This is a genomic window from Lentzea sp. NPDC055074, assembly GCF_053608005.1.
On sequence record NZ_JBSGUQ010000014.1, the window covers coordinates 158,387 to 182,858 of the forward strand.

At 70.7% G+C, this 24,472-nt stretch carries 29 protein-coding genes; 17 read left to right on the forward strand and 12 right to left on the reverse strand.

The genetic code is table 11. The features are described from left to right. Positions 1-22: 22 nt before the first annotated feature. Together ACWF7A_RS28885 and ACWF7A_RS28890 are read left to right on the forward strand one after the other, a co-directional pair. A complete protein-coding gene (locus ACWF7A_RS28885; RefSeq protein ID WP_452253726.1) occupies positions 23-622 on the forward strand; it encodes a GtrA family protein in 600 nt (199 codons plus the stop codon). After that, complete coding sequence (locus ACWF7A_RS28890; protein WP_452253624.1) at positions 552-1,085, forward strand: GtrA family protein; 534 nt, start codon at positions 552-554, stop codon at positions 1,083-1,085. The genes ACWF7A_RS28885 and ACWF7A_RS28890 overlap by 71 nt, the downstream gene beginning before the upstream one ends. 160 nt (positions 1,086-1,245) lie before the next feature. Here the strand turns inward: ACWF7A_RS28890 and ACWF7A_RS28895 are convergent, their stop codons facing one another. Beyond that, positions 1,246-2,520 carry an ATP-binding protein gene (locus ACWF7A_RS28895; RefSeq protein ID WP_452253625.1) on the reverse strand — a complete coding sequence of 425 codons (1,275 nt, stop codon included), beginning with the start codon at positions 2,518-2,520 and terminating at the stop codon, positions 1,246-1,248. Then, positions 2,520-3,194, reverse strand: coding sequence for a response regulator transcription factor (locus tag ACWF7A_RS28900; protein WP_189154335.1), 675 nt, complete (start codon positions 3,192-3,194; stop codon positions 2,520-2,522). Before ACWF7A_RS28900 ends, ACWF7A_RS28895 begins: the two co-directional genes overlap by 1 nt. A gap of 32 nt (positions 3,195-3,226) precedes the next feature. On the opposite strand from ACWF7A_RS28900, the gene hisN reads away from it, so the two are divergent. Then, positions 3,227-4,006, forward strand: coding sequence for a histidinol-phosphatase (gene hisN, locus ACWF7A_RS28905; protein WP_452253626.1), 780 nt, complete (start codon positions 3,227-3,229; stop codon positions 4,004-4,006). On the opposite strand, the gene ACWF7A_RS28910 is transcribed toward hisN, so the two are convergent. Genes ACWF7A_RS28910 through ACWF7A_RS28925 form a run of 4 tightly spaced genes read right to left on the reverse strand, consistent with a single transcriptional unit; the run spans position 3,987 to position 7,678 of the window. Continuing rightward, positions 3,987-4,247, reverse strand: a complete 261-nt coding sequence (locus ACWF7A_RS28910) for a hypothetical protein (protein WP_452253627.1) — start codon at positions 4,245-4,247, stop codon at positions 3,987-3,989. The two genes, hisN and ACWF7A_RS28910, sit on opposite strands and share 20 nt — an antisense overlap. After that, the gene (locus tag ACWF7A_RS28915; protein WP_452253628.1) at positions 4,244-6,880 is read right to left on the reverse strand and encodes a TNT domain-containing protein; all 2,637 of its coding nucleotides are present in this window, start codon (positions 6,878-6,880) and stop codon (positions 4,244-4,246) included. The genes ACWF7A_RS28910 and ACWF7A_RS28915 overlap by 4 nt, the downstream gene beginning before the upstream one ends. Position 6,881: 1 nt before the next feature. Continuing rightward, positions 6,882-7,196, reverse strand: a complete 315-nt coding sequence (locus ACWF7A_RS28920; RefSeq protein ID WP_452253629.1) for a hypothetical protein — start codon at positions 7,194-7,196, stop codon at positions 6,882-6,884. Beyond that, positions 7,193-7,678, reverse strand: a complete 486-nt coding sequence (locus ACWF7A_RS28925) for a YbaB/EbfC family nucleoid-associated protein (RefSeq protein ID WP_452253630.1) — start codon at positions 7,676-7,678, stop codon at positions 7,193-7,195. Before ACWF7A_RS28925 ends, ACWF7A_RS28920 begins: the two co-directional genes overlap by 4 nt. Positions 7,679-7,774: 96 nt before the next feature. On the opposite strand from ACWF7A_RS28925, the gene ACWF7A_RS28930 reads away from it, so the two are divergent. Further along, positions 7,775-8,212 carry a MaoC family dehydratase gene (locus tag ACWF7A_RS28930; RefSeq protein WP_452253631.1) on the forward strand — a complete coding sequence of 146 codons (438 nt, stop codon included), beginning with the start codon at positions 7,775-7,777 and terminating at the stop codon, positions 8,210-8,212. Position 8,213: 1 nt separating this feature from the next. On the opposite strand, the gene ACWF7A_RS28935 is transcribed toward ACWF7A_RS28930, so the two are convergent. The 3 genes from ACWF7A_RS28935 to ACWF7A_RS28945 are packed head-to-tail and all read right to left on the reverse strand — an operon-like array spanning position 8,214 to position 10,473. Continuing rightward, on the reverse strand, positions 8,214-9,143 hold the full coding sequence (locus ACWF7A_RS28935; RefSeq protein WP_452253632.1) for a hydroxymethylglutaryl-CoA lyase: 930 nt from the start codon (positions 9,141-9,143) through the stop codon (positions 8,214-8,216). Beyond that, positions 9,143-9,655 (reverse strand): PH domain-containing protein, encoded by a 513-nt coding sequence (locus tag ACWF7A_RS28940; protein WP_452253633.1) that lies wholly within the window; start codon positions 9,653-9,655, stop codon positions 9,143-9,145. The genes ACWF7A_RS28935 and ACWF7A_RS28940 overlap by 1 nt, the downstream gene beginning before the upstream one ends. A gap of 14 nt (positions 9,656-9,669) precedes the next feature. Continuing rightward, positions 9,670-10,473 (reverse strand): biotin--[acetyl-CoA-carboxylase] ligase, encoded by an 804-nt coding sequence (locus tag ACWF7A_RS28945; protein ID WP_452253634.1) that lies wholly within the window; start codon positions 10,471-10,473, stop codon positions 9,670-9,672. Positions 10,474-10,590: 117 nt separating this feature from the next. Here ACWF7A_RS28945 and ACWF7A_RS28950 point away from each other — a divergent pair, with 117 nt between their 5' ends. Next, positions 10,591-12,237, forward strand: a complete 1,647-nt coding sequence (locus tag ACWF7A_RS28950; RefSeq protein ID WP_452253635.1) for an acyl-CoA carboxylase subunit beta — start codon at positions 10,591-10,593, stop codon at positions 12,235-12,237. Next, positions 12,234-12,455 carry an acyl-CoA carboxylase subunit epsilon gene (locus ACWF7A_RS28955; RefSeq protein WP_452253636.1) on the forward strand — a complete coding sequence of 74 codons (222 nt, stop codon included), beginning with the start codon at positions 12,234-12,236 and terminating at the stop codon, positions 12,453-12,455. The genes ACWF7A_RS28950 and ACWF7A_RS28955 overlap by 4 nt, the downstream gene beginning before the upstream one ends. Here ACWF7A_RS28955 and ACWF7A_RS28960 read toward each other — a convergent pair. Then, complete coding sequence (locus tag ACWF7A_RS28960; protein WP_452253637.1) at positions 12,452-12,841, reverse strand: hypothetical protein; 390 nt, start codon at positions 12,839-12,841, stop codon at positions 12,452-12,454. The two genes, ACWF7A_RS28955 and ACWF7A_RS28960, sit on opposite strands and share 4 nt — an antisense overlap. 77 nt (positions 12,842-12,918) lie before the next feature. Here ACWF7A_RS28960 and ACWF7A_RS28965 point away from each other — a divergent pair, with 77 nt between their 5' ends. The 3 genes from ACWF7A_RS28965 (at position 12,919) to ACWF7A_RS28975 (ending at position 16,359) form a co-directional block, all read left to right on the forward strand. Then, a complete protein-coding gene (locus ACWF7A_RS28965) occupies positions 12,919-14,328 on the forward strand; it encodes an MFS transporter (protein WP_452253638.1) in 1,410 nt (469 codons plus the stop codon). Then, complete coding sequence (locus tag ACWF7A_RS28970) at positions 14,288-14,887, forward strand: Maf family protein (RefSeq protein ID WP_452253639.1); 600 nt, start codon at positions 14,288-14,290, stop codon at positions 14,885-14,887. The genes ACWF7A_RS28965 and ACWF7A_RS28970 overlap by 41 nt, the downstream gene beginning before the upstream one ends. A 185-nt stretch (positions 14,888-15,072) precedes the next feature. Beyond that, positions 15,073-16,359, forward strand: a complete 1,287-nt coding sequence (locus ACWF7A_RS28975) for a dicarboxylate/amino acid:cation symporter (RefSeq protein WP_452253640.1) — start codon at positions 15,073-15,075, stop codon at positions 16,357-16,359. A gap of 112 nt (positions 16,360-16,471) precedes the next feature. Here ACWF7A_RS28975 and ACWF7A_RS28980 read toward each other — a convergent pair whose 3' ends face one another. After that, positions 16,472-17,122 carry a hypothetical protein gene (locus ACWF7A_RS28980; protein WP_452253641.1) on the reverse strand — a complete coding sequence of 217 codons (651 nt, stop codon included), beginning with the start codon at positions 17,120-17,122 and terminating at the stop codon, positions 16,472-16,474. 134 nt (positions 17,123-17,256) lie between these two features. Between ACWF7A_RS28980 and ACWF7A_RS28985 the strand changes: the two genes are divergently transcribed. From ACWF7A_RS28985 to ACWF7A_RS29020, 8 genes are all read left to right on the forward strand, one after another. Beyond that, positions 17,257-19,026, forward strand: a complete 1,770-nt coding sequence (locus ACWF7A_RS28985; protein WP_452253642.1) for an acetyl/propionyl/methylcrotonyl-CoA carboxylase subunit alpha — start codon at positions 17,257-17,259, stop codon at positions 19,024-19,026. A gap of 31 nt (positions 19,027-19,057) precedes the next feature. Continuing rightward, on the forward strand, positions 19,058-19,444 hold the full coding sequence (locus tag ACWF7A_RS28990) for a DUF1707 SHOCT-like domain-containing protein (protein ID WP_452253643.1): 387 nt from the start codon (positions 19,058-19,060) through the stop codon (positions 19,442-19,444). Beyond that, the gene (locus tag ACWF7A_RS28995) at positions 19,423-20,220 is read left to right on the forward strand and encodes an HAD-IA family hydrolase (protein ID WP_452253644.1); all 798 of its coding nucleotides are present in this window, start codon (positions 19,423-19,425) and stop codon (positions 20,218-20,220) included. Before ACWF7A_RS28990 ends, ACWF7A_RS28995 begins: the two co-directional genes overlap by 22 nt. Positions 20,221-20,230: 10 nt before the next feature. After that, entirely contained in the window at positions 20,231-20,797 is a 567-nt protein-coding gene (locus ACWF7A_RS29000) for a GNAT family N-acetyltransferase (protein ID WP_452253645.1), read from the forward strand. Between the two features lie 6 nt (positions 20,798-20,803). Next, positions 20,804-21,388, forward strand: a complete 585-nt coding sequence (locus tag ACWF7A_RS29005; protein ID WP_452253646.1) for a DUF3558 domain-containing protein — start codon at positions 20,804-20,806, stop codon at positions 21,386-21,388. 97 nt (positions 21,389-21,485) lie between these two features. Continuing rightward, positions 21,486-21,851, forward strand: a complete 366-nt coding sequence (locus ACWF7A_RS29010; protein WP_452253647.1) for a transcriptional regulator — start codon at positions 21,486-21,488, stop codon at positions 21,849-21,851. 2 nt (positions 21,852-21,853) lie between these two features. After that, the gene (locus tag ACWF7A_RS29015; RefSeq protein ID WP_452253648.1) at positions 21,854-23,056 is read left to right on the forward strand and encodes a PPE domain-containing protein; all 1,203 of its coding nucleotides are present in this window, start codon (positions 21,854-21,856) and stop codon (positions 23,054-23,056) included. Then, the gene (locus ACWF7A_RS29020; RefSeq protein ID WP_452253649.1) at positions 23,056-23,862 is read left to right on the forward strand and encodes an ESX secretion-associated protein EspG; all 807 of its coding nucleotides are present in this window, start codon (positions 23,056-23,058) and stop codon (positions 23,860-23,862) included. The genes ACWF7A_RS29015 and ACWF7A_RS29020 overlap by 1 nt, the downstream gene beginning before the upstream one ends. A gap of 39 nt (positions 23,863-23,901) precedes the next feature. Here the strand turns inward: ACWF7A_RS29020 and ACWF7A_RS29025 are convergent, their stop codons facing one another. Then, positions 23,902-24,372, reverse strand: a complete 471-nt coding sequence (locus ACWF7A_RS29025; RefSeq protein ID WP_452253650.1) for a gamma-glutamylcyclotransferase family protein — start codon at positions 24,370-24,372, stop codon at positions 23,902-23,904. Positions 24,373-24,472 lie beyond the last annotated feature (100 nt).

The following is a 24,472-nucleotide window of genomic DNA, read 5'->3' on the forward strand; positions in this document are numbered from 1 at the left end:
TGATCCGTAAGCTGGCGCGGTGCTGCCAGTCGTTCGCCGTGCCATGAGCCGGATGCCAGAACCACTTCAGTTCCTGCTGCACAAGCACCGCGAGCTGATCAGGTTCGCCCTGGTAGGCGGCACGACGTTCCTCATCGACAACGGCGTCTGGTACGCGCTGAAGCTCACCGTGCTGACCGACAAGGTCGTCACGGCGAAGGTCATCGGCGTGCTGGTGGCGATCATCGCCTCGTACGTGCTGTCCCGCGAGTGGTCGTTCCACACCCGCGGCGGCCGCGAACGCCACCACGAGGCCGCGCTGTTCTTCCTGGTCAGCGGCCTGGGCGTGGGCATCAACATCCTGCCGCTGTGGCTGTCGCGGCACCTGTTCGGCCTGCAGGCCCCGTTCGTGCCGGTCATGACCGAGGAGATCGCGGACTTCGTCTCGGGCTCGATCATCGGCATGCTGCTCGCCACGGGCTTCAAGTTCTGGGCGATGCGGCGCTGGGTCTTCCCCGACGCGGGCGCTCGCCCGGACCGGCGCGTTCACCCGATCTCCGTAGACTCGCCCCGTGTCCCTAGGCGAAACAGTGATCTCGCGGTTTCCGGAGCCGATCCGGTCGATCGCGCTGAAGCATCGTGAACTAGTCAAGTTCGCCCTGGTAGGGGGCACCTGCTTCGTGATCGACACGGTCCTGTTCTTCGGGATCAAGACCGTGGTCCTGCCGAACAACCCGGTGACGGCGAAGATCATCGCGACGCTGGTCGCCACGATCGTGTCGTACATCCTGAACAGGGAGTGGTCGTTCCGCACCCGTGGCGGCCGTGAGCGTCACCACGAGGCGTTGCTGTTCTTCCTGGTCAACGGCATCGGCATCGTGCTGAACTCGGCGCCGCTCTACGTCGCGCGCTACGCGTTCCACCTGCAGGAGCCGCACGTGTCGAGGCTCACCGAGGAGATCTCGGACTTCCTGAGCGCGCAGATCATCGGCACGCTCATCGCGATGGCCTTCCGCTGGTACGGCTACAAGAACTGGGTCTTCCCCGAGGAGAACGCCCGCGGGGCGCGCTCGATCGAGGACGAGAAGGAGCTCGGCCACTCCTAGGGCGTGTCCCGGAAGTCCCGTCGGGCGGCAGTGGCGGCCGAGGGCCACGGAGACGGCACCGCCGCGACGCCCGAATACGCCCGGTATGAGGACGTCGCGGCGGCACCGTCTCCGGGTCTCTCGCCCGCGCCTGCCACCAGACGAACTTCCGGGACACGCCCTAGCGCGGGGTGACCGGCGCCTTCCACGGGATGCCCACCACGTCCTGGGCCTTCGGCACCGGCAGGAACACGGCGAACGTCGCCGGCCGTGCCGTGGACAGCTCCAACCGGCCGCCGTCCGCGTCGACCAGCGCCCGTGCGAGCGCCAGCCCCACACCGGTGGAGCCGCCGCCGGAGACGCCGCGTTCGAAGATGTGCGCCGCCAGGTCGTCCGGCACACCGGCACCGCCGTCGCTGACCTCGACGACGACCGTGCCGTCCTCACCGCGGGCCGAGACCACGACGGAGCCCTCGCCGTGACGCAGGGCGTTGTCCAGCAGCACGCCGATCGCTTCACGCAGACGCGCCGGGGTGGCCCTGGCCAGCAGGCCTTCGGGGACGCGCACGCGCAACGCCCGGCCCTGGCTCTTGACCTGCTCGCGCCACTCGTCGGCGATCAGGGTCAGCGCGGGCCGCAGCTCCAGCGGTTCGGCGCCGACGGCCCTGGCCGCGCGGGCGGCGGCGAGGAGCTCGTCCAGCACGGCGGCGAGGCGTTCGGCCTGCTCCAGTGCCGCGCGGGCCTCGGCGGCCGTGTCGGGTTCGGGGTGCTCGGCGAGGGCCTCCAGGCGCAGTTGCAGGGCCGTGAGGCGGCTGCGGAGCTGATGGGAGACGTCGCCGACGAGCTCGCGTTCGCGCTGAACCAGGCGGGCCAGGGCGGTCGCGGAGGTGTCGAGGGCGTCGGAGACCGCGTCGAGCTCCTGGATGTTGTAGCGCTGCTCGTCGGCGCGGAAGTCGCCGGCGCCGAGCTTGGACGCGCGGGCGGCCACGTGCCCCAACGGCCGCGCGAGCGTTTGCGCCGTGACCAGGGCGACGATGGTGCCGGTGCCGACGGAGACCGCGAGCAGCAGCAGCACCAGACCCGCCACCTGGTACTGCGTGGTGTGCATCGGGCCGGACGGGATCTCCAGGCGGACGGTGCCCTCCTGGGCGATCGGCAGTTCGACCGTCAGCGGGTCGGCGCCGGGCGACGGGCCGGTGACCTGCGTGGCGCCTCCCGACACGACCGTCAGGCGGCCGTCGGTCGGGATCGCGACCCGGACCTCCTCGATGTCGAGGGGCTGCCGCTTCGCGATCTGGTCGTCGAGCTCCGTCGCGATGCGCTGGGCGCTCTCGTTCAGGTCGCCGCGAGCCGTGTCCTCGACGAGCGTCAGCGCCGAGTACCCGAGCGGCAGGCCCAGCACGAACCCGGTGACGGCGACGGCGAGCAGGATCGCCCGCAGGATCCGGCGGCGCACTAGTCGGCGTTGAAGCGGAATCCGCGGCCGCGCACGGTCGCGATGCGCTTCTCGGCGGAGTTGGGGGTGCCGTCGCTGAGCTTCCGGCGCAACCAGGACATGTGCATGTCGAGCGTCTTGCTGCCCTTCAGGTCCGGGTCGTTCCAGACCTCGGACAGGATCTCGTCGCGGCTCACGACCTGACCGGCGCGCTGGATCAGCACCTTGAGCAGCTCGAACTCCTTGTTCGCGAGCTGGATCTCGCCGCCGTCGACCGTGACGCGGCGGGCGGCCAGGTCGACGCGCACGCCGTTGACCTCCAGCGTCCCCGGCGCACGGCGGCGCAGCAGGGCCCGGATGCGGGCCATCAGCTCGGCCAGGCGGAACGGTTTGGCGACGTAGTCGTCCGCGCCCGCGTCGAGCCCGACCACGAAGTCGACCTCGTCGGCCCGGGCGGTGAGCATCAGCACGGGCACGCCCCGGCCGCTCTGCCGCAGTCGCCGGCACACCTCCAGCCCGTCCATGCCCGGCAGGCCGAGGTCCAGCACCAGGAGGTCGATGCCCCCGGTGATGGCGGCTTCGAAGGCACTGGGCCCGTCCCCGACGACCTGCACCGAATAGCCCTCCCGCGTCAACGCGCGGGAGAGTGGTTCGGCGATGGCCGGGTCGTCCTCGGCCAGCAACACCACGCTCACGGGCCCCAGCGTATTCGTGGAACGATCGCCGCGTGTCACGCCACGATGCTGATCTCGAACTCGCCCTCCGCCTCGCCGACGCCGCCGACGCGATCACCGCGACCCGTTTCCGCGCCCACGACCTCGCCGTGGAGCGCAAGCCGGACCGCACGCCCGTCACCGATGCCGACGTCGCGGTGGAGGACGCGGTGCGTGCCGTGCTGGCCTCCGAACGCCCCGACGACGTCGTCATGGGTGAAGAACGCGGCGGCACGCTCGACGCGTCCCGCGTCTGGGTGCTCGACCCGATCGACGGCACGAAGAACTTCCTGCGCGGCGTGCCGATCTGGGCGACGCTGATCGCCCTGGTCGAGGACGGCGTGCCGGTCGTCGGCGTCGTGTCCGCGCCCGCGCTGAGCCGCCGCTGGTGGGCGGCCGCGGGCGGGGGCGCGTTCGCGTCGGACGCCTCCGGTGAGCGCGCGATCTCCGTGTCCGGAGTGCGTTCTCTCGAAGACGCCTACGTGTCGACGACGGACATCAAGTCGTGGGTCGAGTACCACTCTCGCGAGGCGTACCTGCGCCTGGTGGACGCGACCTGGGAGAGCCGCGCGTTCGGCGACTTCTACCAGCACTGCCTGGTCGCCGAGGGTGCCATCGACCTGGCACCCGAGTGCGTGGCGAACCCGTGGGACATCGCCCCGTTCCAGGTGCTGGTGACCGAGGCGGGTGGCCGCTTCACCTCGCTGGACGGCGAGGAGCGCTACGACGGCGGCAGCGTGCTGACGTCGAACGGCCACCTGCACGAGGCCGCGCTCAAGCTGTTGGCACGGTAAGGCTTCCGCGCGCGACCTGGGCCCAGGCCAGCCGGCCGAAGAGGTAGTGGCACGCCACGCTCTCGTCGTCGAACCGGGCCCAGTCGTAGCGGTTGCCCTGCTCCTGCCAGAACACCTCGTGGCCCTTGCCGTCGTCGTCGGCGAGCAGGCACCAGCGCCCCTCCGCCTCCTCACCGATGCTGACGACGTCGTCCGGCACGCCGATCCTGGTCAGCCACTCGGGCAGCTGTTCGACGTTCATGCGGTGATCTCCGTGAGGTAGCCGAGCGCGACGAGGTCCGCGACGGGGTAGGTGGTGCGGTACCGGCTGCCGCCGCCGGGCTGGCCGAACCAGGGCGCGCTGATCGTGCGGTGCACGGGCAGGTCCTTCTCGACGCGATAGCGCCGGTAGCCCTCGTCCGCTGCCTGGGGCGGCAGCGAGCGCTGGGCGAACGGGGTGCCCGCGGTGCTCAGGACACGGCCTTCCGGGGTGCCGAACCGGTCGAGCTCAGTGCCCGCCGCGACGATCTCCGGCTGGCTGTCCTCGTAGCCGCCCTCGCGTTCGGCCGGCCAGCGCGGAGTGCCGTCCTCGTGCTGGAACAGGCTCTCCCAGTCGCGTTCGTGCATGCCCGCGAGCGGGTCGTGACCTTCGAGGAGGGCCTGCACGATCGGGTGATCCTTGCCGAGGCCGTCGTGCTGCGGGGACGGCTGCGTCGAGGACGTGTCGATCCGCTGCGGGTGGTCGTCCGGGGCGAACCTGGGGACGGCCTGCTCCTCGGTCCGCGGAGGCGGCGGGAGCTGGCGGGCCGGCTTCGGGGCGAGGCGCGGGGCCCTGCCCGCGCTCAGGAAGATCGCCATGAACCAGCTGCCGGCGGCCGCTGCCGTGTAGGTGTGGCCGAGGATCTCACCGGCGAGGCCGGCACCGGCCAGGGTCTGCTCCTGGCGGTTCTCGAGGCGGTCGCTGAGCGCGTGCGACACCGGGTGACCGCCGGTGTCGACGGTGGCGAGCGGGCCCGCCGTGCCGGTGGACCGGTCGCCCAGGTCGACGTCGGCACCCGGTGCGGACGGGCTGGCGATCGTGTCGCCGACCTTCTGCGCACCGGCGGCGTCGCCGTCCTGGTCGCCGAACTCCCAGGCCTGCGCCTGCGCGTCCCTGGCCGCCTGTTCCTTCGCCAGGGCGTCCTTCGCCGCCAGCTGGGCCTGCGGGCTCTGCCCGTGCGAGGCGGTCTGCGTGCCGGACGAGGCCTGGCCCGGCCCCTGCGCCTGGTTCGGCTGGACGCCGGCCTGGCCACCGAACTGCGCGGCCTGGTTGCCGAGCGCCTGACCCGAGCCCGGCATCGCGCCGGGGGCACCGGTCTTGGCCGCGGCGGCCTGCGCACCGGGCTTGGCGTCACCGGACCTGAGCTCGCCGGACTTGGCCTCGCCCGCTTTGGCCTCCGTCGCCTTGGCGGCCTCGGCGGCCTTCGCGTCCACGGCCTTGGCCGCCTGCTGGGACTGCTGCGCGGCCTGACCCTGCTGGCCAGGAGCCTGCGCACCGCTCTGCTGCTGCCCCACGACGCCACCGACCGCGGACGCCGCCGCCGCCGGAGCAGCACCGACAGCGCCACCGATCGGACCGGCGGCCGGAGCGCCACCCATCGGGCTGCCCATCGCCGGACCCGCGGGAGCGGGCTGGGCGGAGGGAGCGGCGGGGGCCGCGGCCTGGGGTGCGGAAGGTCCCTGGCCGGGGACCTCACCGCCGCGGATCAGGGGCTGGTCGAGCACGGCGGCACCGGACGCCTGGGTCGTGCCGTCGGCGATCGGGCCGAGGTGGCCCGCGACGCTCGGGATCGCGTCGGCCACCGGGTGCGCGACGGGCGCGACGACCTGGCCGACGGCCTGGACCGGGTTGGCCACGAGACCGGGAACCGGCCCCTTGCCCTCACCACGGCCTTCGCCGCGACCGTCACCACGGCCGTCGCCATGTCCTTGGCCGGGACCGTCTCCGTCGCCCCGTCCGTCGAACACGGGCCCGGCGACGTCACGGCCGCCCGGTACCGCGTCCACGACCGGCTGCACGACAGCGGCAGCGGGTGCGGTGACGGGAGCGGCGGCGTCGAGGACCGGTGCGGCAGCCTCGGTGACAGCACCGACAACGGGCGCGAGCGGCGCCGTCACGGCACCGACGACAGGAGCGACCGGAGCGGTCACCGCGCCGACAACGGGTGCCACGCCTTCGGCCACAGGAGCGACCACGGCGGTAACGGGCTCGACGACGGGAGCGACGACGGCTGCCACCGGGGCCACCACGCCACCGAGGACGTCCGTGACGGGCGACAGCAGACCGCCGGTTCCGTTGCCGGGGCCGTGGGAGCCGGGAGCGGTGTTGACGGGGTTCGTGCTCTGACTCATGTCGAGGCCGCTGTCGAGGCGGATGGCCGACGTCAGCATGCTCTGGAGGTTCGCGACGTTGGCCGCGGCACCCTTCGTGAGCGTGTCGAGGCCGAGCACCGCCGCGGGGTTGCCGGTACTGGCCGAGGCCGCGGCGGCGTCGTTGTTCTTGGCGAGCGCGACCAGCTCGCGGACGATCTCGACCTTCGCGGCACCGACCTGCTTGGCGGCGTGGTCGAGGCGGTCGGCAGCGGCGTGGCACCCGCGGGAGGCGCGGTGGAAGTCGCCGTCCGGGGCGACGACCTTGGCCCACCGCCCGCGCGCGGCGTCACCGGTACCACCGGTCATGCCGTTCAGCGCGCGGTTGGCGGCACCGTCGGAGGTGGTGCCGAGACTCTTGATCTTGTCGCCCGCCTCGCGCCACGCGGTGGCGCTGGACCGCATGGCGTCCTCGTCGGCCTTGGGCCACGAGACACCGGCCTTGGCGGCGATGGCGGTGAGTTCGGCGGGAAGCTCGATGCCCATGTCAGCCGTCCAACCTTCTCATCGCGGACGAGTTGCTCTCTTCGACGTGCCGGTAGGTCGACGCGGTGGCGGCGAGCTTGTCGCTCACGTCCCCCAACGTCGAGGCGAGTCCCAGCACGGCACCGGTGGCGTCACCGGAGGGCTTCTCGTGCGAGGCGGCGAAACTCCGCCCGACGGCGTCGTCCCCCCAGCAGGCACCGAACGAGGCGAGGGCGCGATCGAGCGTCCCCGCGATCTCGCCCGCCTGCCCCGCGAACCCCTTGAGCTCGCGCGCCCCGGCGTCGAGCCGCTCGAGGTCGGCCGAGTACCCGGTCATCGGACCCTCCTGTCGATGAGCTCGGAGTCGAGCCAGCTCTCCCGTTGCTCGTTGTCCTCGTCGTCGTCCATGCCCCGACGAACGGGTTGGTGCCCCAGGTCCACGGTCTCGGTGTCGTCGGGCGCGTACTCGTCCGGCCGCAGATCGGCAGTGCCCGCGACCAAGGCCGCGGGATCCGTGGCAGTCGGCAGCACTGCGCTCAACGCCTGGTAGGTCTCCTCGGCGGCACCGGCGGCAGCGGCCGCGACTGTGCGCACGATCAACTCGGCCAGCTGCTCGGGCCGATGCCTGCGATAGGCCATCTCGGAGAGCTCCAGCCCCACGAGCCGGCCGCCGGACCCGACGGTCGCCTCGACCGTCCCGTCAGGACTGGCGGCCCGCCCGGACACGGCAGCGAGCTCGCGCTGAACGGAAGCAAGCTGCTCACGGCTGCGCCGGTAGTCGGCGAGCATCTCCTCGACCTGCGCACGGTGGTCGTCCACCGAGTCCCCCTCACACGCATAGCCCTGGGCTCGGGCTCTAGGACGCCGTCGCCCATAGATCGGTTCCCAGCGGTTTCAGTTACTAGGATCAACGAGATGATCGCCTTCGAAGATCTCCCCGCAGGCCGCATCATCCCGCTCGGCGAGCTCACCGTCGACAGGGACGACATGCTGGACTTCGCGAGGAAGTTCGACCCGCAACCGTTCCACCTGGACGAGCAGGCGGGCAAGAACTCGATTTTCGGCGGTTTGTCCGCCTCGGGCTGGTACACCGCGTCCCTGTGGATGCGCCGCTGGGTGGACGAGGTCCTCGCGGACTCGACCTCGCAGGGTTCGCCGGGAGGCCGGGAGCTCTCGTGGCTGGCGCCGGTCTACCCCGGCGACACGCTCACGTTCGCGGCGGAGGTGCTCAGCGCACGGCTGTCGAAGAAGCGCCCGGAGCTGGGCCTGGTGGAGTTCGCGGGAACGGCGAAGCGGGGCGACGAACTGGTCTTCCGGTTCGTCGCCACCGGGATGTTCACCGCACGCGGCTGAGCTACTTCGCCAGCGCGCGCACGACGCGCGACGGGCTGGGCCGCCCCAGCCGCTCGGCCATCCACACCGAGGTCTCGACCAACTTGTCGAGGTCGACGCCGGTCTCGACGCCGAGCCCGTCGAGCATCCACACCAGGTCCTCGGTGGCGAGGTTCCCCGTCGCGGACTCGGCGTACGGACACCCGCCCAGCCCACCGGCCGACGAGTCCACAGTCGTCACGCCGCAACGCAAAGCGGCCAACGTGTTGGACAACGCCTGCCCATAGGTGTCGTGGAAGTGCACGGCCAACCGGGAAACGTCGCGGAAGCCGGCGAGCAACGCCTCGACCTGACCGGGGGTCGCGACGCCGATGGTGTCGCCCAATGACAGCTGCGAACACCCCATGTCCAGCAGGCGTTCGCCGACAGCCACCACCTGGGACCGGTCGACGGCGCCCTCCCACGGGTCGCCGAAGCACATCGACACGTACCCGCGCACGTCCAGACCTGCCGCCAACGCACGGGAAACGGTCGGTTCGAACATCTCGAACTGCGAGTCCAGCGTGCGGTTCAGGTTGCGCGAGGCGAACGTCTCCGTGGCGGAGGCGAAGATCGCGATGTGCGTGACCCCGGCCTCCAGAGCCCGATCCAGCCCTCGCTCGTTGGGCACCAGCACGGGGTAGGTCACGCCGTCCCGTTGCCGAAGACCCGCCAGCAGCTCCGAGGCGTCGGCCAACTGCGGCACCCACTTGGGATGCACGAACGAGGTGGCCTCCAAAACGGACAACCCGGCGGAAGCCAACCGGTCCAGGAACTCCAGCTTCACCGCCACGGGAACGACGACGGACTCGTTCTGCAGCCCGTCCCGAGCCCCGACCTCCCAGATGGTCACCCGCGAGGGCAGGCCCCCACCCGGAACCACGTCGGGCAGTCCGGCCTCACGCGCGCCCATCAGGCGCCCTGCGGGTGGAAGTCGTCAGAAGGGTTGTCGTTGACCTCGCGGTACAACATCATGCGCACCTTCTCCACGGACGGCACGTCGTCGACAACGAGCCGCTCGTCCGACACGGACTCGATGGTCAGGGTGCCGCACCCCAGCACCCTGTCCAGCAAAGAGTGCTCGAACATCACGCTGTTGACACGCGACAAAGGTAGGTCGAGGCCTGTGCGCTTGAACACGCCCTCGCGGTACATCACGCGCTCCGTCGTGATGGTGAAGTGCGTGGTGCGCCACCTCGCCAGCGGCGCGGCGGTCAGCCACAGGACCAGCACCACCCCGATGACCGCCAGCACGATCCACGCGATCGAGGCCCACGACTGGTCCCCGACGAGCCCGGCGAGGTAGGTGCCGAGCGCGACCACCACCAGCAGCCAGAACACCGGGAAGACCAACACCTTCCAGTGGGGGCGCTTGTGGATCACGACGTGCTCGCCGGAGCTCAGCAGGTCGTCGGGGTAGGCCATGGATCCAACCCTAACTACGCCGGACGCAAATGCACCACGTCACCAGCGGACACGCCGTGGTCCTGCCCGTCCTCGCCGCGCACGACCAGCGTGCCGTCGGGCTCGACGCGCTGCGCCGTCCCGGACAGCTGAACGCCACCCGAAAGTTCGACGCGGACCTTCTGCCCCAGGGTCGACGAGTGCTCCTCGTACTCCTCCAGCACTCCGGACTCGACGGCGTCGCCCTCGTTCTTGCGCCACACGCCTTCCAGGCCGGCCAGCTCGACCAGGAGCCGGAACGCCAGCTCGCCGCGGTCCAGCTCCGAGGCGCCCAGGTCCTCGAGCGACGTCGGCGCGAGGCCGCCGGGCGCGGGCTGCACGTCGGACGGCAGCTTCGCCACGTTCAGGCCGATGCCGACGACGACCGCGCCGTCGGCGGTGATCTCGGACAGGATGCCGGCGCCCTTGCCCGGACCGGCGCCGAGCAGCAGGTCGTTCGGCCACTTCAGCGTCGCCTCGACCCCCACCGACTGGGCGACGCGCACGAGCGCCAGGCCGGCGATCAGGTTCAGCCACGGCAGCCGCGCGGCGGGCACTCCGGCCGGACGGAACAGCACGCTGACGTAGAGGCCACCTTCGGGTGACGACCAGCTGCGGCCACGTCGGCCCTGCCCCGCGCTCTGCTCCAGCGCGATCAGCACGGTGCGGTCGGCGGCACCGGAGGAGGCCAGGTCCGCATTGGTGGACGCCGTGGTCTCGACGACGTCGAGAGCGGCGTACGGGCCGTTGGGTGCGACGAGCCGTGAGCGCAGCTCTTCGGCGTCGAGTGCGGTGGTCATCGCGCCAGGCTATTGGAACGGAAGAGAGTACGTGCGATCGAACACGACCAACAGGTTGCCGTGACCTGGACAACTGCACGGGGCAGTTCAGCAATGGTCTCGTTAGGCTGCCAGCCCATGAGCAGTGCGACCGAGCCGATCGGGCACGTCCCCCCAGACGCTTCAGGCGCCCCGGACGTCCACACCACCGCGGGCAAGCTCGTTGACCTCTACCGGCGCAACGACGAGGCGGTTCACGCCGGCTCGGAACGCGCGGTCGAGAAGCAGCACGCGAAGGGCAAGAAGACAGCCCGCGAGCGCATCGACCTCCTGCTCGACCCCGGATCGTTCGTCGAGCTGGACGAGCTCGCCCGTCACCGGTCCACGAACTTCGGCCAGGAGCGCAACCGCCCGTACGGCGACGGCGTCGTGACGGGCTACGGCACCGTCGACGGCCGTCCGGTGTGCGTGTTCTCCCAGGACGTCACGGTGTTCGGCGGCTCGCTCGGCGAGGTCTACGGCGAGAAGATCGTCAAGATCATGGACCTCGCGATCAAGACCGGCCGGCCGATCGTCGGCATCAACGAGGGCGGCGGCGCGCGCATCCAGGAGGGCGTCGTCTCGCTCGGCCTCTACGGCGAGATCTTCTCCCGCAACGTCAAGGCCTCCGGCGTGATCCCGCAGATCTCGCTGATCATGGGCTCGAACGCGGGCGGGCACGTCTACTCCCCCGCGCTGACCGACTTCGTGGTGATGGTCGACCAGACCTCGCACATGTTCATCACCGGCCCGGACGTCATCAAGACGGTCACCGGCGAGGACGTCACGATGGAGGAGCTGGGCGGCGGTCGCACGCACAACACCAAGTCCGGCAACGCGCACTACCTCGGCAACGACGAGGAAGACGCGATCGCGTACGTCAAGGAGCTCCTGAGCTACCTGCCGTCGAACAACCTGAGCGACTCGCCCACGTTCGAGGGCACGCTGGCCGAGGGGTCGATCTCCGACTCGATCACCGACGAGGACCGCGAGCTCGACACGCTCATCCCGGACTCGGCGAACCAGCCGTACGACATGCACGAGGTCATCAACCGCGTGCTCGACGACGGCGACTTCCTGGAAGTGCAGCCGCTGTTCGCGCCGAACATCCTCGTGGGCTTCGGCCGCGTGGACGGCCACAGCGTCGGTGTCGTCGCGAACCAGCCCACGCAGTTCGCCGGCTGTCTCGACATCAACGCCTCCGAGAAGGCCGCACGGTTCGTGCGCACCTGCGACGCGTTCAACATCCCGGTGCTGACGTTCGTCGACGTGCCCGGCTTCCTGCCCGGCACCGACCAGGAGTGGAACGGCATCATCCGCCGCGGCGCCAAGCTGATCTACGCCTACGCCGAGGCCACCGTCCCGCTGGTCACCGTCATCACGCGCAAGGCGTACGGCGGCGCGTACGACGTCATGGGCTCCAAGCACCTCGGCGCCGACATCAACCTCGCGTGGCCCACGGCGCAGATCGCCGTCATGGGCGCCTCGGGCGCGGCGAACATCGTGCACCGCAAGACCCTCGCGGCGGCCGGTCAGAACGGCGAGGACGTCGACGCCCTGCGCGCGAAGCTGCAGCAGGAGTACGAGGACGCGCTGTGCAACCCGTACGTCGCCGCCGAGCGCGGGTACGTCGACTCGGTGATCCCGCCGGCGTACACCCGCGGGTACGTGGCGCGGGCGTTGTCGATGCTGCGGGACAAGCGCGAGACGCTGCCGCCCAAGAAGCACGGGAACATCCCGCTGTGACCGCGCCGGAGGAGAAGCCGCTGCTCAGCGTCGTCAAGGGCACGCCCGACGACTACCAGCTGGCGGCGCTGACCGCCGTCATCGCCGGGCTGGCTTCGGCTCAGCCCGCCGAGGAGAAGCCGGCGCGGCGTCCGGAGTGGGCGAACCACGCCCGGCGCGTGCGCAGGCCGCTCCAGCACGGGCCGGGAGCCTGGCGGGCGTCCGGGTTCCCCGGTTAGGAGCAGTTGACCCGACGACTGGTGACGTTCAGGCCGACGGCGACCTCGCGACAGCGGGTCTCGCCGTCGACCTGCATCTTCAGCGTCCAGAACGCGCTGCCGTAGGCGTTGGTCCGGCGCAGCACCTCGACCCCCGCGTGGTTGAGCGGCAGTCCGCCGCGCACCGCGGGCACGACCGACGAGAGCAACGCGTTCTCCGCGCGATCGGCGGTGTCGGCGAACGGCCAAATGGGCACTCCATAGCCGATCGGGTCACTCGCGAGCACGCTTCCGACTCCAAGTGATCCAATGAGCCCGCCGAGCACGACGAGCAGTGCCGCGATCCGTCTGCGCTTGCCTTCGCGATCGGAGCCGCGTTCGGTGAGGACAAGCACCCAGCGCTTCACTCTTCCGAGAGTGCCGACCGAAGAGGTGATCGCGCATCAGCAGTACTACTCAATCGGACCGTGCGAACTGGCGGACCGTGTACGCGCTGTGCATCGGCTTCTTCATGACGCTGCTGGACACGACCATCGTCAACGTCGCGCTGCCGTCGATGATCACCGACCTGAACGCCTCGCTGAACGACGTCATCTGGGTGGTCAGCGCCTACCTGCTCGCGTTCGCGGTGCCGTTGCTGCTGACGGGGCGGCTCGGTGACCGGTACGGGCCCAAGCGGCTCTACGGGATCGGGCTCGTCCTCTTCCTGCTGGCCTCGCTGGCCTGCGGTCTCGCCACCAACTCCGACGCGCTGATCGCGGCCCGCGTGTTCCAGGGCCTGGGCGCCGCGGCCATGACACCTCAGACGATGGCGTTCATCACGCACCTGTTCCCGGCCGCCAAGCGCGGTGCCGCCCTGGGCATGTGGGGATCGGTGGCCGGACTCGCGACGGTCTCCGGGCCGCTGCTCGGCGGAGTGCTGGTCACGCACCTGGGCTGGGAGTGGATCTTCTTCGTGAACCTCCCGATCGGCGTGCTCGCGCTGGTGCTGCTGTTCCTGTGGGTGCCCGACCTGCGGCCGAACCGGGCGCCGAAGTTCGACGTGCTCGGGGTCGTGCTCTGCTGCCTCGGGCTGGGGCTCGCGGTGTTCGGGATCCAGAACGGCGAGCACTACCAGTGGGGCCGGGTCGCGGGGCCGATCACCGTCGCCGAGATCATCGCGGCCGGGCTGCTGTTCCTCGTGGCGTTCGTGTTCTGGCAGGCGTCCGCGCGCAACCCCGAGCCGCTGATGCCGTTGCGGATCTTCCGCAACCGCAACTTCTCGCTCGGCAACGTCGCGAACGTCGCCATCGGCATCACGGTGACGGGCGTGTTCGTGCCGCTCGCGCTGTTCCTGCAGACCGTGCCGAAGCTGTCGCCGCTGATGACGGGCCTGGTCACGGCGCCCGCGTCGCTGATGTCCGGTGTCGTCGCGGTGTTCGCGGGGCGGCTGTCGAACCGGGCGGACGCGAAGTACCTGCCGATCGCCGGGTTCGTGCTGATGGGCGCGGGCATCGTCGCGATGACGTTCCTGCTCGGCGACGGGTCGCAGTGGGTGCTGCTGCCGTCGATGGTCGCCCTGGGCATCGGCATGGGCCTGGTGTTCTCGCCGCTGACGAACATCTCCACGCGCACGCTCGACCGGTCGCTGCTGGGTGCGGGGTCGGGCATCTACAACACCTCGCGGCAGTTCGGGAACGTGCTGGGCAGCGCCGCGACGGCGGCCGTCCTGCAGGTCGTGCTGGCGGCCACGGGCGACTTCACCGCGGCCGTGCGGGCCTCGTTCTACCTGCTGCTCGCGGTGGTGGCGATCGGCATCGCCGCCGCGTTCGCCTTTCGGCAGGTCGCCGCGCCGGGCGTGACAGACTCGCCCCGTGCGTCTGATCCTGGCCTCCCAGTCACCCGCCCGTCTTAGCGTCCTGCGGTCCGCGGGCGTCGAGCCCGTCGTCCGGGTCTCCGGCGTCGACGAGGACGCGCTGATCGCCTCGCTCGAGGACCCGACGCCCGAGGAGACGGTCGTCGCGCTGTCCGCGGCCAAGGCCGAGGCGATCGAGCACGACGACGACTGCGTGGTCGTCGGCTGCGACTCGATGCTGCTGTTCGAGGGCGAGCTCGTGGGCAAGCCCGGCACGCCCGAGGTCGCGCGCGAGCGGTGGCAGCGGATGGCGGGCAAGAGCGGCGTGCTGATCACCGGCCACACCGTGCTGCGGGTCTCCGGAGGCGCTGTGGTCGACCGCGCCTCGGCAGCCGAGTCGACGACCGTGCGGTTCGGCACGCCGTCGGACGAGGAGCTCGAGGCCTACATCGCGACGGGCGAGCCGCTGCACGTCGCCGGCGGCTTCACGATCGACGGGCTCGGCGGCTGGTTCGTCGACGGCATCGAGGGCGACCACACGTCGGTCATCGGGATCAGCCTCCCCCTCACCCGAAGGCTCCTCGGCCAGGTGGGTGTTTCCGTGTCCACACTCTGGTAGACGCTGGTCACAGTTCACCCGATCGGGGAAGACTTGCCCCCAACGCCGGCGTTGGGGCCTAGCGGTGAACGAGTACTTGACGCGTCGCAGGCACATCGACCTGGCACGCAGGACGAGCACGGGTTGTCGGAGCTAACGCCTCCGCCACCCCTCACTCAGCTCATCCCTGCCCAGGAGATGCTCCGATGTCGTTCGTCCAGACATATCGCAAGCCCAAGGTCTTCGGATTCACAGTTCTCGGCGCGCTCGTACTGGGAGCGCTCGCCGGCTGGCTCGGCAAGAGCACGTGGCTCGCGCCCGTCCTCGCCAAGATCGGCTCCACGTTCACGGCGCTGCTGCAGCTGACCGTCATCCCGCTGGTGTTCACGGCGATCGTCGTCGGCATCGCGTCGCTGCGGAACCTCGGCGGCGGCCGCACCGCCGCGCGCCTCGGCGGCAAGACGTTCCTGTGGTTCGCCATCACGTCGTTCATCGCCGTGCTGATCGGCCTCGCGGTCGCCACGATCCTCAAGCCCGGCAACGGGTTGCAGATCGAGCCCGCCGCCGGAGCGGTCGACAAGCTCGCCAAGCGCGCGTCCGGCTCGTGGCAGGCGCTGCTCGACAACCTGGTGCCCACCAACATCTTCAGCGCGTTCACCGAGGGCGACGTGCTGCAGGTCGTGTTCATCGCCGTGCTGGTCGGCTTCGCCGCCTACGCGCTCGGCGACAAGGCCGCGCCGTTCACGAACCTCGTGAAGTCGTTCTTCGAGATCATCCAGAAGGTCGTCGGCTGGATCATCCTGCTGGCCCCGATCGGCATCTTCGGCCTCATCGGCAACGCCGTCGCGTCCTACGGCAACTCGTTCGTGAAGCCGCTGTTCTCGCTGATCCTCGCCGTGTACCTCGGCTCCGCGCTCGTGCTGTTCGTCGTCTACCCGATCCTGCTGAAGTTCGTCGGCAAGACCTCGCCGGTCGAGTTCTTCCGCAAGGCCGGCACGGCACTGCAGTTCGCGTTCGTGTCGCGCTCGTCGGGCGCCACGCTTCCGTTGTCCCGCAAGGCGGCCACCGACCTCGGCGTGCCGAACGAGTACGCGAACTTCGCCGTCCCGCTGGGCACCACGACCAAGATGGACGGCTGCGCCGCGGTCTACCCGGCCATCGCGACGGTCTTCATCGCCAACCTCTTCGGCATCCAGCTCTCGGTGTGGCAGTACGTCGGCATCGTGGCCGTCGCCGTGTTCGGCGCGCTCGCCACGGCCGGCACCACCGGCTGGTACACGATGCTGACGCTGACCCTGAGCGTCGTCGGCCTGCCGCCGGCCGTGATCGCGACCGGTGTGGCCGTGGTCTACGCGATCGACCCGATCCTCGACATGATGCGCACCGCGACCAACGTCGCCGGCCAGATCACCGTGCCGGTGCTGGTGGCGCGCAGCGAGAACCTGATCGAGGAGCCCGCCGCTCCCGCCGAGAAGGACCTCGTCAACGCCTAGGGGCTGTCCTGCGAGTTCGTTCGGTGAGAGGCGCAGGCGAGAGACCCGGAGGCGGTGCCGTCTCCGGGTCCCTCGCCGCCACTGTCGCCCGACGAGACTTGCAGGACAACGCCTAGTCGGCGCAGGGGCGGAGCTGGGACAACTTCGGCGCCGGTGCGGGCCAGCCCGGGAGCTGGTCCCGCGCCGGCGCCGGCGTCGTACAGCCGAGGTCCGGTCCCAGCACGGAGAACACCTGCACGAACGCGTTGTCGCACTGACCGTCGCACCCGAGCTGGACGGCGACGACCTCCGCGGTGCCGTCCTCGTTGACGTCGTGCAGCCCGAGGAACCCACCGGTCGACAGGTAGGCCTGGGCGCGCGACCACGTGCCGTCCTTGCGGATCAGCACCTCGCCGAGCAGGTCGGTGCCGCGCGCGCCGTGCACCAGGCAGACGCTGACGGTCGCGTCGGCGCACTGCAGCGACTTGTCGGTGACCGTCGCGCCGGACTCGGCGATGGTCATCTCGAAGATGAACGGGCCCGACTCGCCGGTGACCCTGATCCTGCCGCCGCCGGTGCCGGAGAGCAGCTCCACGAGGTCGTCGCCGACCGATTTGCCGATGACGACCTGGCAGACGGTGGTACCGCAGCGCATTCCGGGCTCGGTCCCGGATTGACCTGAATCGGTGTTGTTCGGTCTCTGGAAATAGGCGAACACCAGCCCCGCGATGACGACCACGGCGGCGATGACGGCAGTCACCTGCACGGACCTGATTCCAGCCACGTCGCAGATTGTGCTCGATGGCCTCACGATGGATGTGAAGTGAGCCGTCTCTCCCTCTCGGAGTTCGTCATTCTCCGTAGACTGCGGCACCAGCCAGAGCCGTAATTAACCGGTCCAGCAGGAGGTACGACGCCGTGTCGCTGCGCAAGGTGCTCATCGCGAACCGCGGTGAGATCGCCGTCCGGGTCATCCGAGCGTGCCGTGACGCCGGACTGACGAGCGTCGCCGTCTACGCCGACCCCGACCGCGACGCCCCGTTCGTGCGGCTCGCCGACGAGGCGTTCGCGCTGGGCGGCAACACCCCCGGTGAGAGCTACCTGTCGTTCGAGAAGGTGCTGGCCGCGGCCGCGCAGTCCGGTGCCGACTCGGTGCACCCCGGTTACGGCTTCCTGTCCGAGAACGCCGAGTTCGCGCAGGCCGTGATCGACGCCGGTCTGGTCTGGATCGGCCCGACGCCGCAGGCGATCCGCGACCTGGGTGACAAGGTGACGGCGCGGCACATCGCGATGCGCGCGGGCGCGCCGCTCGTGCCCGGCACCAAGGACCCGGTCAACGGGCCGGACGAGATCATCGCGTTCGCCACCGAGCACGGCCTGCCTGTCGCGATCAAGGCGGCGTTCGGCGGCGGCGGTCGTGGCCTGAAGGTCGCCCGCACGATGGAGGAGATTCCCGAACTGTTCGACTCGGCGGTCCGCGAGGCCGTCACGGCGTTCGGCCGCGGCGAGTGCTTCGTCGAGCGCTACCTGGACAAGCCGCGCCACGTCGAGGCCCAGGTCCTCGCCGACACCCACGGCAACGTGATCGTCGTCGGCACGCGTGACTGCTCTCTGCAGCGCCGACACCAGAAGCTGGTCGAGGAGGCGCCCGCGCCGTTCCTCACCGACGAGCAGCGCGCCACGATCCACTCCTCCGCGAAGGCGATCTGCCTGGAGGCGGGCTACCACGGCGCCGGCACCGTCGAGTACCTCGTCGGCCTCGAAGGGTCGATCTCGTTCCTGGAGGTCAACACGCGCCTGCAGGTCGAACACCCGGTCTCGGAGGAGACGACGGGCCTCGACCTGGTGCGCGAGCAGTTCCGCATCGCCGCGGGCGAGAAGCTGCGGTACACCGAGGACCCGGCGCCGCGCGCGCACTCGATCGAGTTCCGGATCAACGGCGAGGACGCAGGCCGCGGCTTCCTGCCCGCACCGGGCACCGTCACGACGTTCGTCGCGCCGTCCGGTCCCGGTGTGCGCGTCGACGCCGGTGTCGAGAGCGGCTCGGTGATCGGCGGGCAGTTCGACTCGTTGCTGGCCAAGCTGATCGTCACCGGCGAGAACCGCGAGGAGGCACTGGCCCGTGCCCGCCGCGCGCTCGACGAGATGGTCGTCGAGGGCATGGCGACGGTGCTGCCGTTCCACCGGGTGATCGTGCGGGACGCGGCGTTCACGGCCGAGAAGCCCGAGGGCTTCACCGTGCACACGCGGTGGATCGAGACGGAGTTCGACAACCAGATCGCGCCGTTCACGGGCTCGGGCGAGGCCGCCGAGGACGAGACGCCGCGGCAGACCGTGGTGGTCGAGGTCGGCGGGCGCCGCCTGGAGGTGTCGCTGCCGGGTGACCTCGCGATCGGATCCGGCAAGCCCGCGGCCGCCGCCGCGAAGAAGCCGAAGGCCAAGCGCGGCGGTGGTGGCGGCGCGGCCGTGTCCGGGGACGCGGTGGCGGCGCCGATGCAGGGAACGATCGTCAAGGTGGCCGTCGAGGACGGGCAGACCGTCGAGGCCGGCGACCTGATCGTGGTGCTGGAGGCCATGAAGATGGAGAACCCGGTGACGGCGCACAAGGCCGGCACGGTGACGGGTCTCGCGGCGGCTCCCGGCGACCCGATCACGCAGGGCACCGTGATCTGCGAGCTGAAGGACTGACCCGGCGGGTCGCTCACCTACGATTGAGTTCGTGAGCGACCCGAGCAGGGACATCCGCATCGGTGACACCGAGCGTCAGCAGGCGTTGCAGGTGCTCGGTGAGCACATGAGCGCGGGCCGCATCGACATCAACGAGTACGGCGACCGGTCCGCGAAGATCACCACCGCGAAGACCCGCGGCGAGCTGATGGCGTTGTTCTACGACCTGCCGGACCCCCGGCCCCAGTTCGTGGCGCCCGTGCCGATGTTCAACGAGCCCGCCCGCGCACCCGCGCGCCGCTGGGAGGGCGCGCTCATCCCCGTGGTCGGCATCGCCACGGTGATCCTCTTCTTCGCCCTGGTCAGGAACCCGCTGATCTTCCTGCTGGTGCCCGCCGTGGCCATCCTGTGGGGCACGTGGAACGGACGCCGGCGCTGAAACCCTTGCTGCTGCTGGACCTCGACGGCGTGCTGCGGTCGTATCCACCTACTCCCCCGCACATCGCCGAGGTCGCCTTCGAGCCCTCGCTGCTGCACCGCGCCGTCACCGGTGAGATCACCGACGAGCAGTGGCGTGCCGAGATCGCGCTTCAGATCCCCCGCGCCGAGGTCGACGCGTGGGCGGTCGTCGGTTCCGTGATGACCGAGGCGCTGGCGTTGGTCAGGGTGGCGCGACGGCAGTGCTTCGTGGCGTTGCTGTCCAACGCGACCACCCGGATGGAAGAGGATCTCGGACTGCTCGGCCTCGACGCCGAGTTCGACGCGGTCTTCAGCTCGGCCCGGCTCGGCCTCGCGAAGCCCGACGCCGCGATCTACCGGCGGGTGCTCGGCGAGCTCGAGTACGAGACCGGCGTCTTCTGCGACGACAACGCGGAGAACGCGGAGGCGGCGACCGCGGCGGGCCTGGACGGCGTGCACGTGCCGGACACGGCGGCGTTGCGGACGGCGCTGGCCGTGCGGGAGCTGATCCCGCCGACCGTGCTGCTGATCCTGCCGGACCGCGACGAGGCCGAGGAGCTGGCCACCGAACTGCTGGAGGCCGGCTGGGGCCCGTGCCACGTGCACCGGGACATGCTGGCGGGCGAGGACGACGCCGAGGACGTGGACTGGGTCGTCGAGCTGACCACCGCGCCGGACGGCCTGCCGGCGTCGGCGCACCGCCCCGAGCTCGACGAGCTGGCCGAGCGGCACGACGGATTCACGGGCGACGGCTAGCCTCCTGGCCGTGGAGCCAGTTGAGATCAACGCGGGCGAGTACTACCTGCGCGCCTTCCGCAGCGACGACCGCATCGACGACGTGCCGGCGCTGGCCGAGACCTTCGCCGACCCCGAGACCCGGCGGTACATGCCCCGGCTGACCGGGGAGGACGCGCCGTCCGCCGAGACGCTCGTCCTGCTGCTCACCGACGGCTGGGAGAAGGACTACCGGTGGTCGTGGGCGGTGTGCGAGGCCGTCACCGCCGAGGTGATGGCCGGGATCGTCATCCACAACGTCGACCACCACCTCCGGTCGGCCGAGGTCATGTGCTGGAGCCGGCCCGCGCACCGCGGCAAGGGCGTGCTGCCCGCCGCGCTCAACTCCGTGCTCGGCTGGGTCTACGGCGCGATGGACATGCATCGGGTCACGTACCGGCACGCGGTCTCGAACCAGGCGTCACAGAGGGTCGCGGAGAAGTGCGGATTCACTCTGGAGGGTCGACTTCGCGAGGAGGCGATCGTCGATGATCAGCGGGAAGACCAGTTGCTGTGGTCACGGCTGGCCTCGGACCCCTTCCCCGAGCAGCTACGGTGACCGGCCATGCGGACCACGGGGCTCCTCATCGTCGCGATGGCGCTCGCCGGGTGCACGGCGGCGCCCAAGCAGAGCGCGCTGACCACCCCACCGCCCCCGCCCCCACCGGCCACGACGACGCCGTCCCAGCTCGACTTCCCGCAGCGGCCGCGTGCCGTGCCGCTCGACTCGGTCGACCCGTGCGCGGTGCTGACGCGGGACCAGCGCATGTCGCTGAGCCTCGACAACCCGCCCAGCGCGTACGTCGAGCCGAGCTTCGGCGGCGCGCGGGCCTGCACGATCCGCAGCACGACGAGCGGGAACGTGGCGAGGATCGCACTCGTGGTGGTCTCCGGCGCGGACGTGTGGCTCTCGGACAACGCCCAGGTCGACTACACGGTGAGCTCGATCGAGGGATTCGCGGCGATCACTGTCCGCACACCTGACGTGAGCAACGTCTGCAACGTCGAGGTAGACGTGGCGGACGGGCAGTTCCTCGACGTCATGTTCCGCGACGGAGGCAATTCCACTGCGGTGCAACAAGATCATCTTTGCCTCGGCGCCCAGCGTGTGGCAGAGGCCGCGATGGCCAGTTTGCTCCAGAAGCGCTGACCCACACGGGCGGATGTCACTGATCGCACTCCCCAGCGTTACCTTCAGTGGTTAGAGTGACGAAGCGCTTGTAGGCACAACTGCCGGAGGTTTCGCGATGCCGCCAGGGGGACGCAGCGGGGCAGACTCCTCGCCACCCGCCTCGCACCAGCTGAACGTGGAGCCGGAGGCGATCCCCGCGTTGCGCAGCACGTTCTCCGCCGCCCTGATCAAGCTGGACAAGCAGATCGAGATGGCGGTCACGGAGTTCCGCGTGCGCCCGTGGGCAGGTGACCCGGTCAGCGCCGAGGCCGCCGAGAAGTTCAACGACCGGTCGATCGCGGACGGTGACTCCGCGCTGCAGGCGCTGCTGAACTACCAGCGGCAGCTCAAGACCGCGATGGACAACCTCAACCAGATCGAGCGGCAGTACGACGTGGTCGAGGGCGACAACACCGGCATGATGAACAAGAGCGGGTGCTGACGATGGCCGATCACCGCTGGCAGGGCTACAGCCACAAAGAGCTGTACGAACGCATCCACTCGGGTCCGGGCGCCTCGGCGTCGTTCGCGTCGATGGAACGCTGGCAGGGCGTCGCGTCCGCGCTGACCGAGATCAACGAGGACCTGCACAAGGGCATCTCCAACTCGGGTGCGAGGTGGCAGGGCAAGGCCGCCGACATGGCGCAGGCCGGCCTGAACCCCATCGCGGCCTGGGCGGACGGAGCGCGCACCGGCGCGGACGTCATGCGCTACTCGGCCGAACTGCAGGCCGGGTACGTCTCGAAGGCCCGTGCGGACATGCCCGCGCCGGTCACCGTGACGGCCGAGCAGCCGGGCGCGCTCGTCACCGGCATCACGCACCTCTTCGGCGGGCAGACCGACCACGAGAAGCAGGAGGCGGCCCAGGACGCCGCCGAGCGCCGCGCCCGTGAGGTCATGTCCACCTACGCGTCGTCCACGACGGCGAACACCTCGACGCTCGGCCAGTTCTCCCAGCCGCCGCAGCTGCAGATCAGCGGCACCGGCGTCGTGCACGGCGGTGGTGCGCAGGTCGGCACGCCGACCGTCTGGGCGGTCGGCCCGCACGGCACCGGCGGCAACGTCACGCGTGGCCGCACCACGCCCGGCACGCGCGGCGGCGCCGTGGCTCCGCCTCCCCGCGGCGGCACGTCCGGGCCGGGCTCCACGACCAGCACCTCCAACGCCGGCACGTCGACGGTGCCGGGCAAGGGCTCGCACACGTCGACCACGACCGGTCTCACCGGCCCTGGCGGCACGGGCACCGGCACCGCGGGTGTCGGCCTGCCGGGCCAGCGCACGGGCAGCCGTTCGGGCACCTCGGGCTCCGAGCCGAAGCAGATGGAGGACGGCGCGACCGCGGCCTCCAGCGCCGCCGCCATGGGCACGGTCATGAACCAGGGCCACGCCGCCGGCGTCTCGGGCGCGGCGGGCTCCGGCCTGGGCGCGACGGGCACGGTCGGTGCCGCGAACAACGGCGACCAGGTCCACCGCAGGGCCGTGCCGATGCCGCAGTCGTTCGACCCGTTCGGCGGCATGGGCCCGCGCAAGGGCGAGGAAGAGGAGGACTTGGAGCACAAGGCCGCCGACTACCTGCGCGAACGCGACGACATCTACGGCGTGGGCAGCTACTCGCTGCCCGTCATCGGGGAGAGCACGACCGACTGATGACTCTGTTCGGCTTGGACGTCGGGACGAGCGACACGCGCGACCCGATGGTCATCTCCACGCTGGAGTTCGACGTTCTCTGGGACCACCTGGGCCTGGAGACGATGCCTCTCGTCCTGAAGGTGCCCTCACCGGGCAAGACGACCGAGGAACGCCGGGCCATCGAGGACCGCGTCTGGCTCCAGCTGGGCGCCCGCGGTCTCGGTGGCCCCCGCTCCCTGGACCCGACCCTCGAGGACCTGCTGCACGTGCTCGACCGCCCGCAGCAGGAGATCGACGCGCGCATGTGGCTGCACGAACGCAGCCTGCGCGTGCTGGCCGCGGGCAAGGGTCAGTCCGGTGTCCTGGCGGTCCTCGACGGCAGCCAGCTCGTCCTGCGCCCGGCCGAGGCCGACGGCCTGCCCCGCGAGGCCCTCACGGCCCTTCCCAGCGCTCCGGCGGGCGAGGGCCACTCGATCACCCTGCCCTCGTCCGACCTGGACGCGGCGGCGGCCTCAGCGAGCACTCCGGAGGAGCTGGAAGAGGGCCTGCGCACCCGGCTGCGGGCGGACGACGCCCACACGCTGGCCGAGATGGTCCGCGACGCCACGAACCGCGGCCAGTTCGGCGCGGCGGCCCGCGACAAGTGGGGCAAGCGCGTCCGGCCGGACCGGGTCGTCGCCTTCTACGACACGCCCAAGGGCCGCTACCTGCAGATGCGGCGAGCAGCCGACGGGCAGGCGCCTTGGTCGACCATCACGCCGGTCGACTACCGCCGCATGCACCACCACCTGGTGGAACTGCTGGCGGAGGCCACGGGCGCCTGACGAGGCCGGGGCCGGGCGCGAACCCGGCCCTCAGCGCCGTCAGCCCTCGGACGTCAGCCCGCCTGGCCCGATCCCCGAACAGGGCCGGGTGCGCAGATCGTTCACGTAGTCGTCAGGCGCCCCGGCAGCCTCTGCGGCGTCCGCGACCACCCCGATGTACCGGGCGGACGGCAAGCCGCCCTCGTAGGCGTCCAGCACGTAGAGCCAGGCCACGACAGACCCCTCCAGGGTCTGCACCCGCAGCCTGATCTTCTTGTAGAGGCCGAGCGCGCCCTCCCACCGGTCCAGCCGCGACTCATCGCGCGGGGACATGTCGTAGAGCACGCAGAACGTCTGCTGGTCTGGCTCCTCGACGATGGTCGCGAGGGCCCCCTCCCAGCCGAGGTCCTCGCCACCGAACGTCATGCGCCAACCGACGAGCCAGCCGGTCCCCGCGAGCGGGGAGTACGGGGCTCGCTCCATCATCTGGTTCGGATCCATGTTCGACCCGTACGCGGCATAGAGCGGCACGTCCGACAGCGTAGCGACCCGACGATCAGCTTTAGGTACTGACGACACGGTCGATTCGGTCAACGCGTACGGTTGAGCCGCCCAACAAGCACGTGGAAGG

What these genes read in the sequence shown, in the direction of transcription:
- ACWF7A_RS28935 (WP_452253632.1), bottom strand. Translation starts at nt 9,143, where the DNA reads ATGGGCGCGCGTGAGGCCGGACTGCCCGACGTGGTTCCGGGTGGGGGC.
- ACWF7A_RS28915 (WP_452253628.1), bottom strand. Translation starts at nt 6,880, where the DNA reads ATGGGCATCGAGCTTCCCGCCGAACTCACCGCCATCGCCGCCAAGGCC.
- ACWF7A_RS29020 (WP_452253649.1), top strand. Translation starts at nt 23,056, where the DNA reads ATGACTCTGTTCGGCTTGGACGTCGGGACGAGCGACACGCGCGACCCG.
- ACWF7A_RS29015 (WP_452253648.1), top strand. Translation starts at nt 21,854, where the DNA reads ATGGCCGATCACCGCTGGCAGGGCTACAGCCACAAAGAGCTGTACGAA.
- ACWF7A_RS28945 (WP_452253634.1), bottom strand. Translation starts at nt 10,473, where the DNA reads ATGACCACCGCACTCGACGCCGAAGAGCTGCGCTCACGGCTCGTCGCA.
- ACWF7A_RS28975 (WP_452253640.1), top strand. Translation starts at nt 15,073, where the DNA reads ATGTCGTTCGTCCAGACATATCGCAAGCCCAAGGTCTTCGGATTCACA.
- ACWF7A_RS29005 (WP_452253646.1), top strand. Translation starts at nt 20,804, where the DNA reads ATGCGGACCACGGGGCTCCTCATCGTCGCGATGGCGCTCGCCGGGTGC.
- ACWF7A_RS28920 (WP_452253629.1), bottom strand. Translation starts at nt 7,196, where the DNA reads ATGACCGGGTACTCGGCCGACCTCGAGCGGCTCGACGCCGGGGCGCGC.
- ACWF7A_RS28930 (WP_452253631.1), top strand. Translation starts at nt 7,775, where the DNA reads ATGATCGCCTTCGAAGATCTCCCCGCAGGCCGCATCATCCCGCTCGGC.
- ACWF7A_RS29010 (WP_452253647.1), top strand. Translation starts at nt 21,486, where the DNA reads ATGCCGCCAGGGGGACGCAGCGGGGCAGACTCCTCGCCACCCGCCTCG.
- ACWF7A_RS28950 (WP_452253635.1), top strand. Translation starts at nt 10,591, where the DNA reads ATGAGCAGTGCGACCGAGCCGATCGGGCACGTCCCCCCAGACGCTTCA.
- ACWF7A_RS28940 (WP_452253633.1), bottom strand. Translation starts at nt 9,655, where the DNA reads ATGGCCTACCCCGACGACCTGCTGAGCTCCGGCGAGCACGTCGTGATC.
- ACWF7A_RS28910 (WP_452253627.1), bottom strand. Translation starts at nt 4,247, where the DNA reads ATGAACGTCGAACAGCTGCCCGAGTGGCTGACCAGGATCGGCGTGCCG.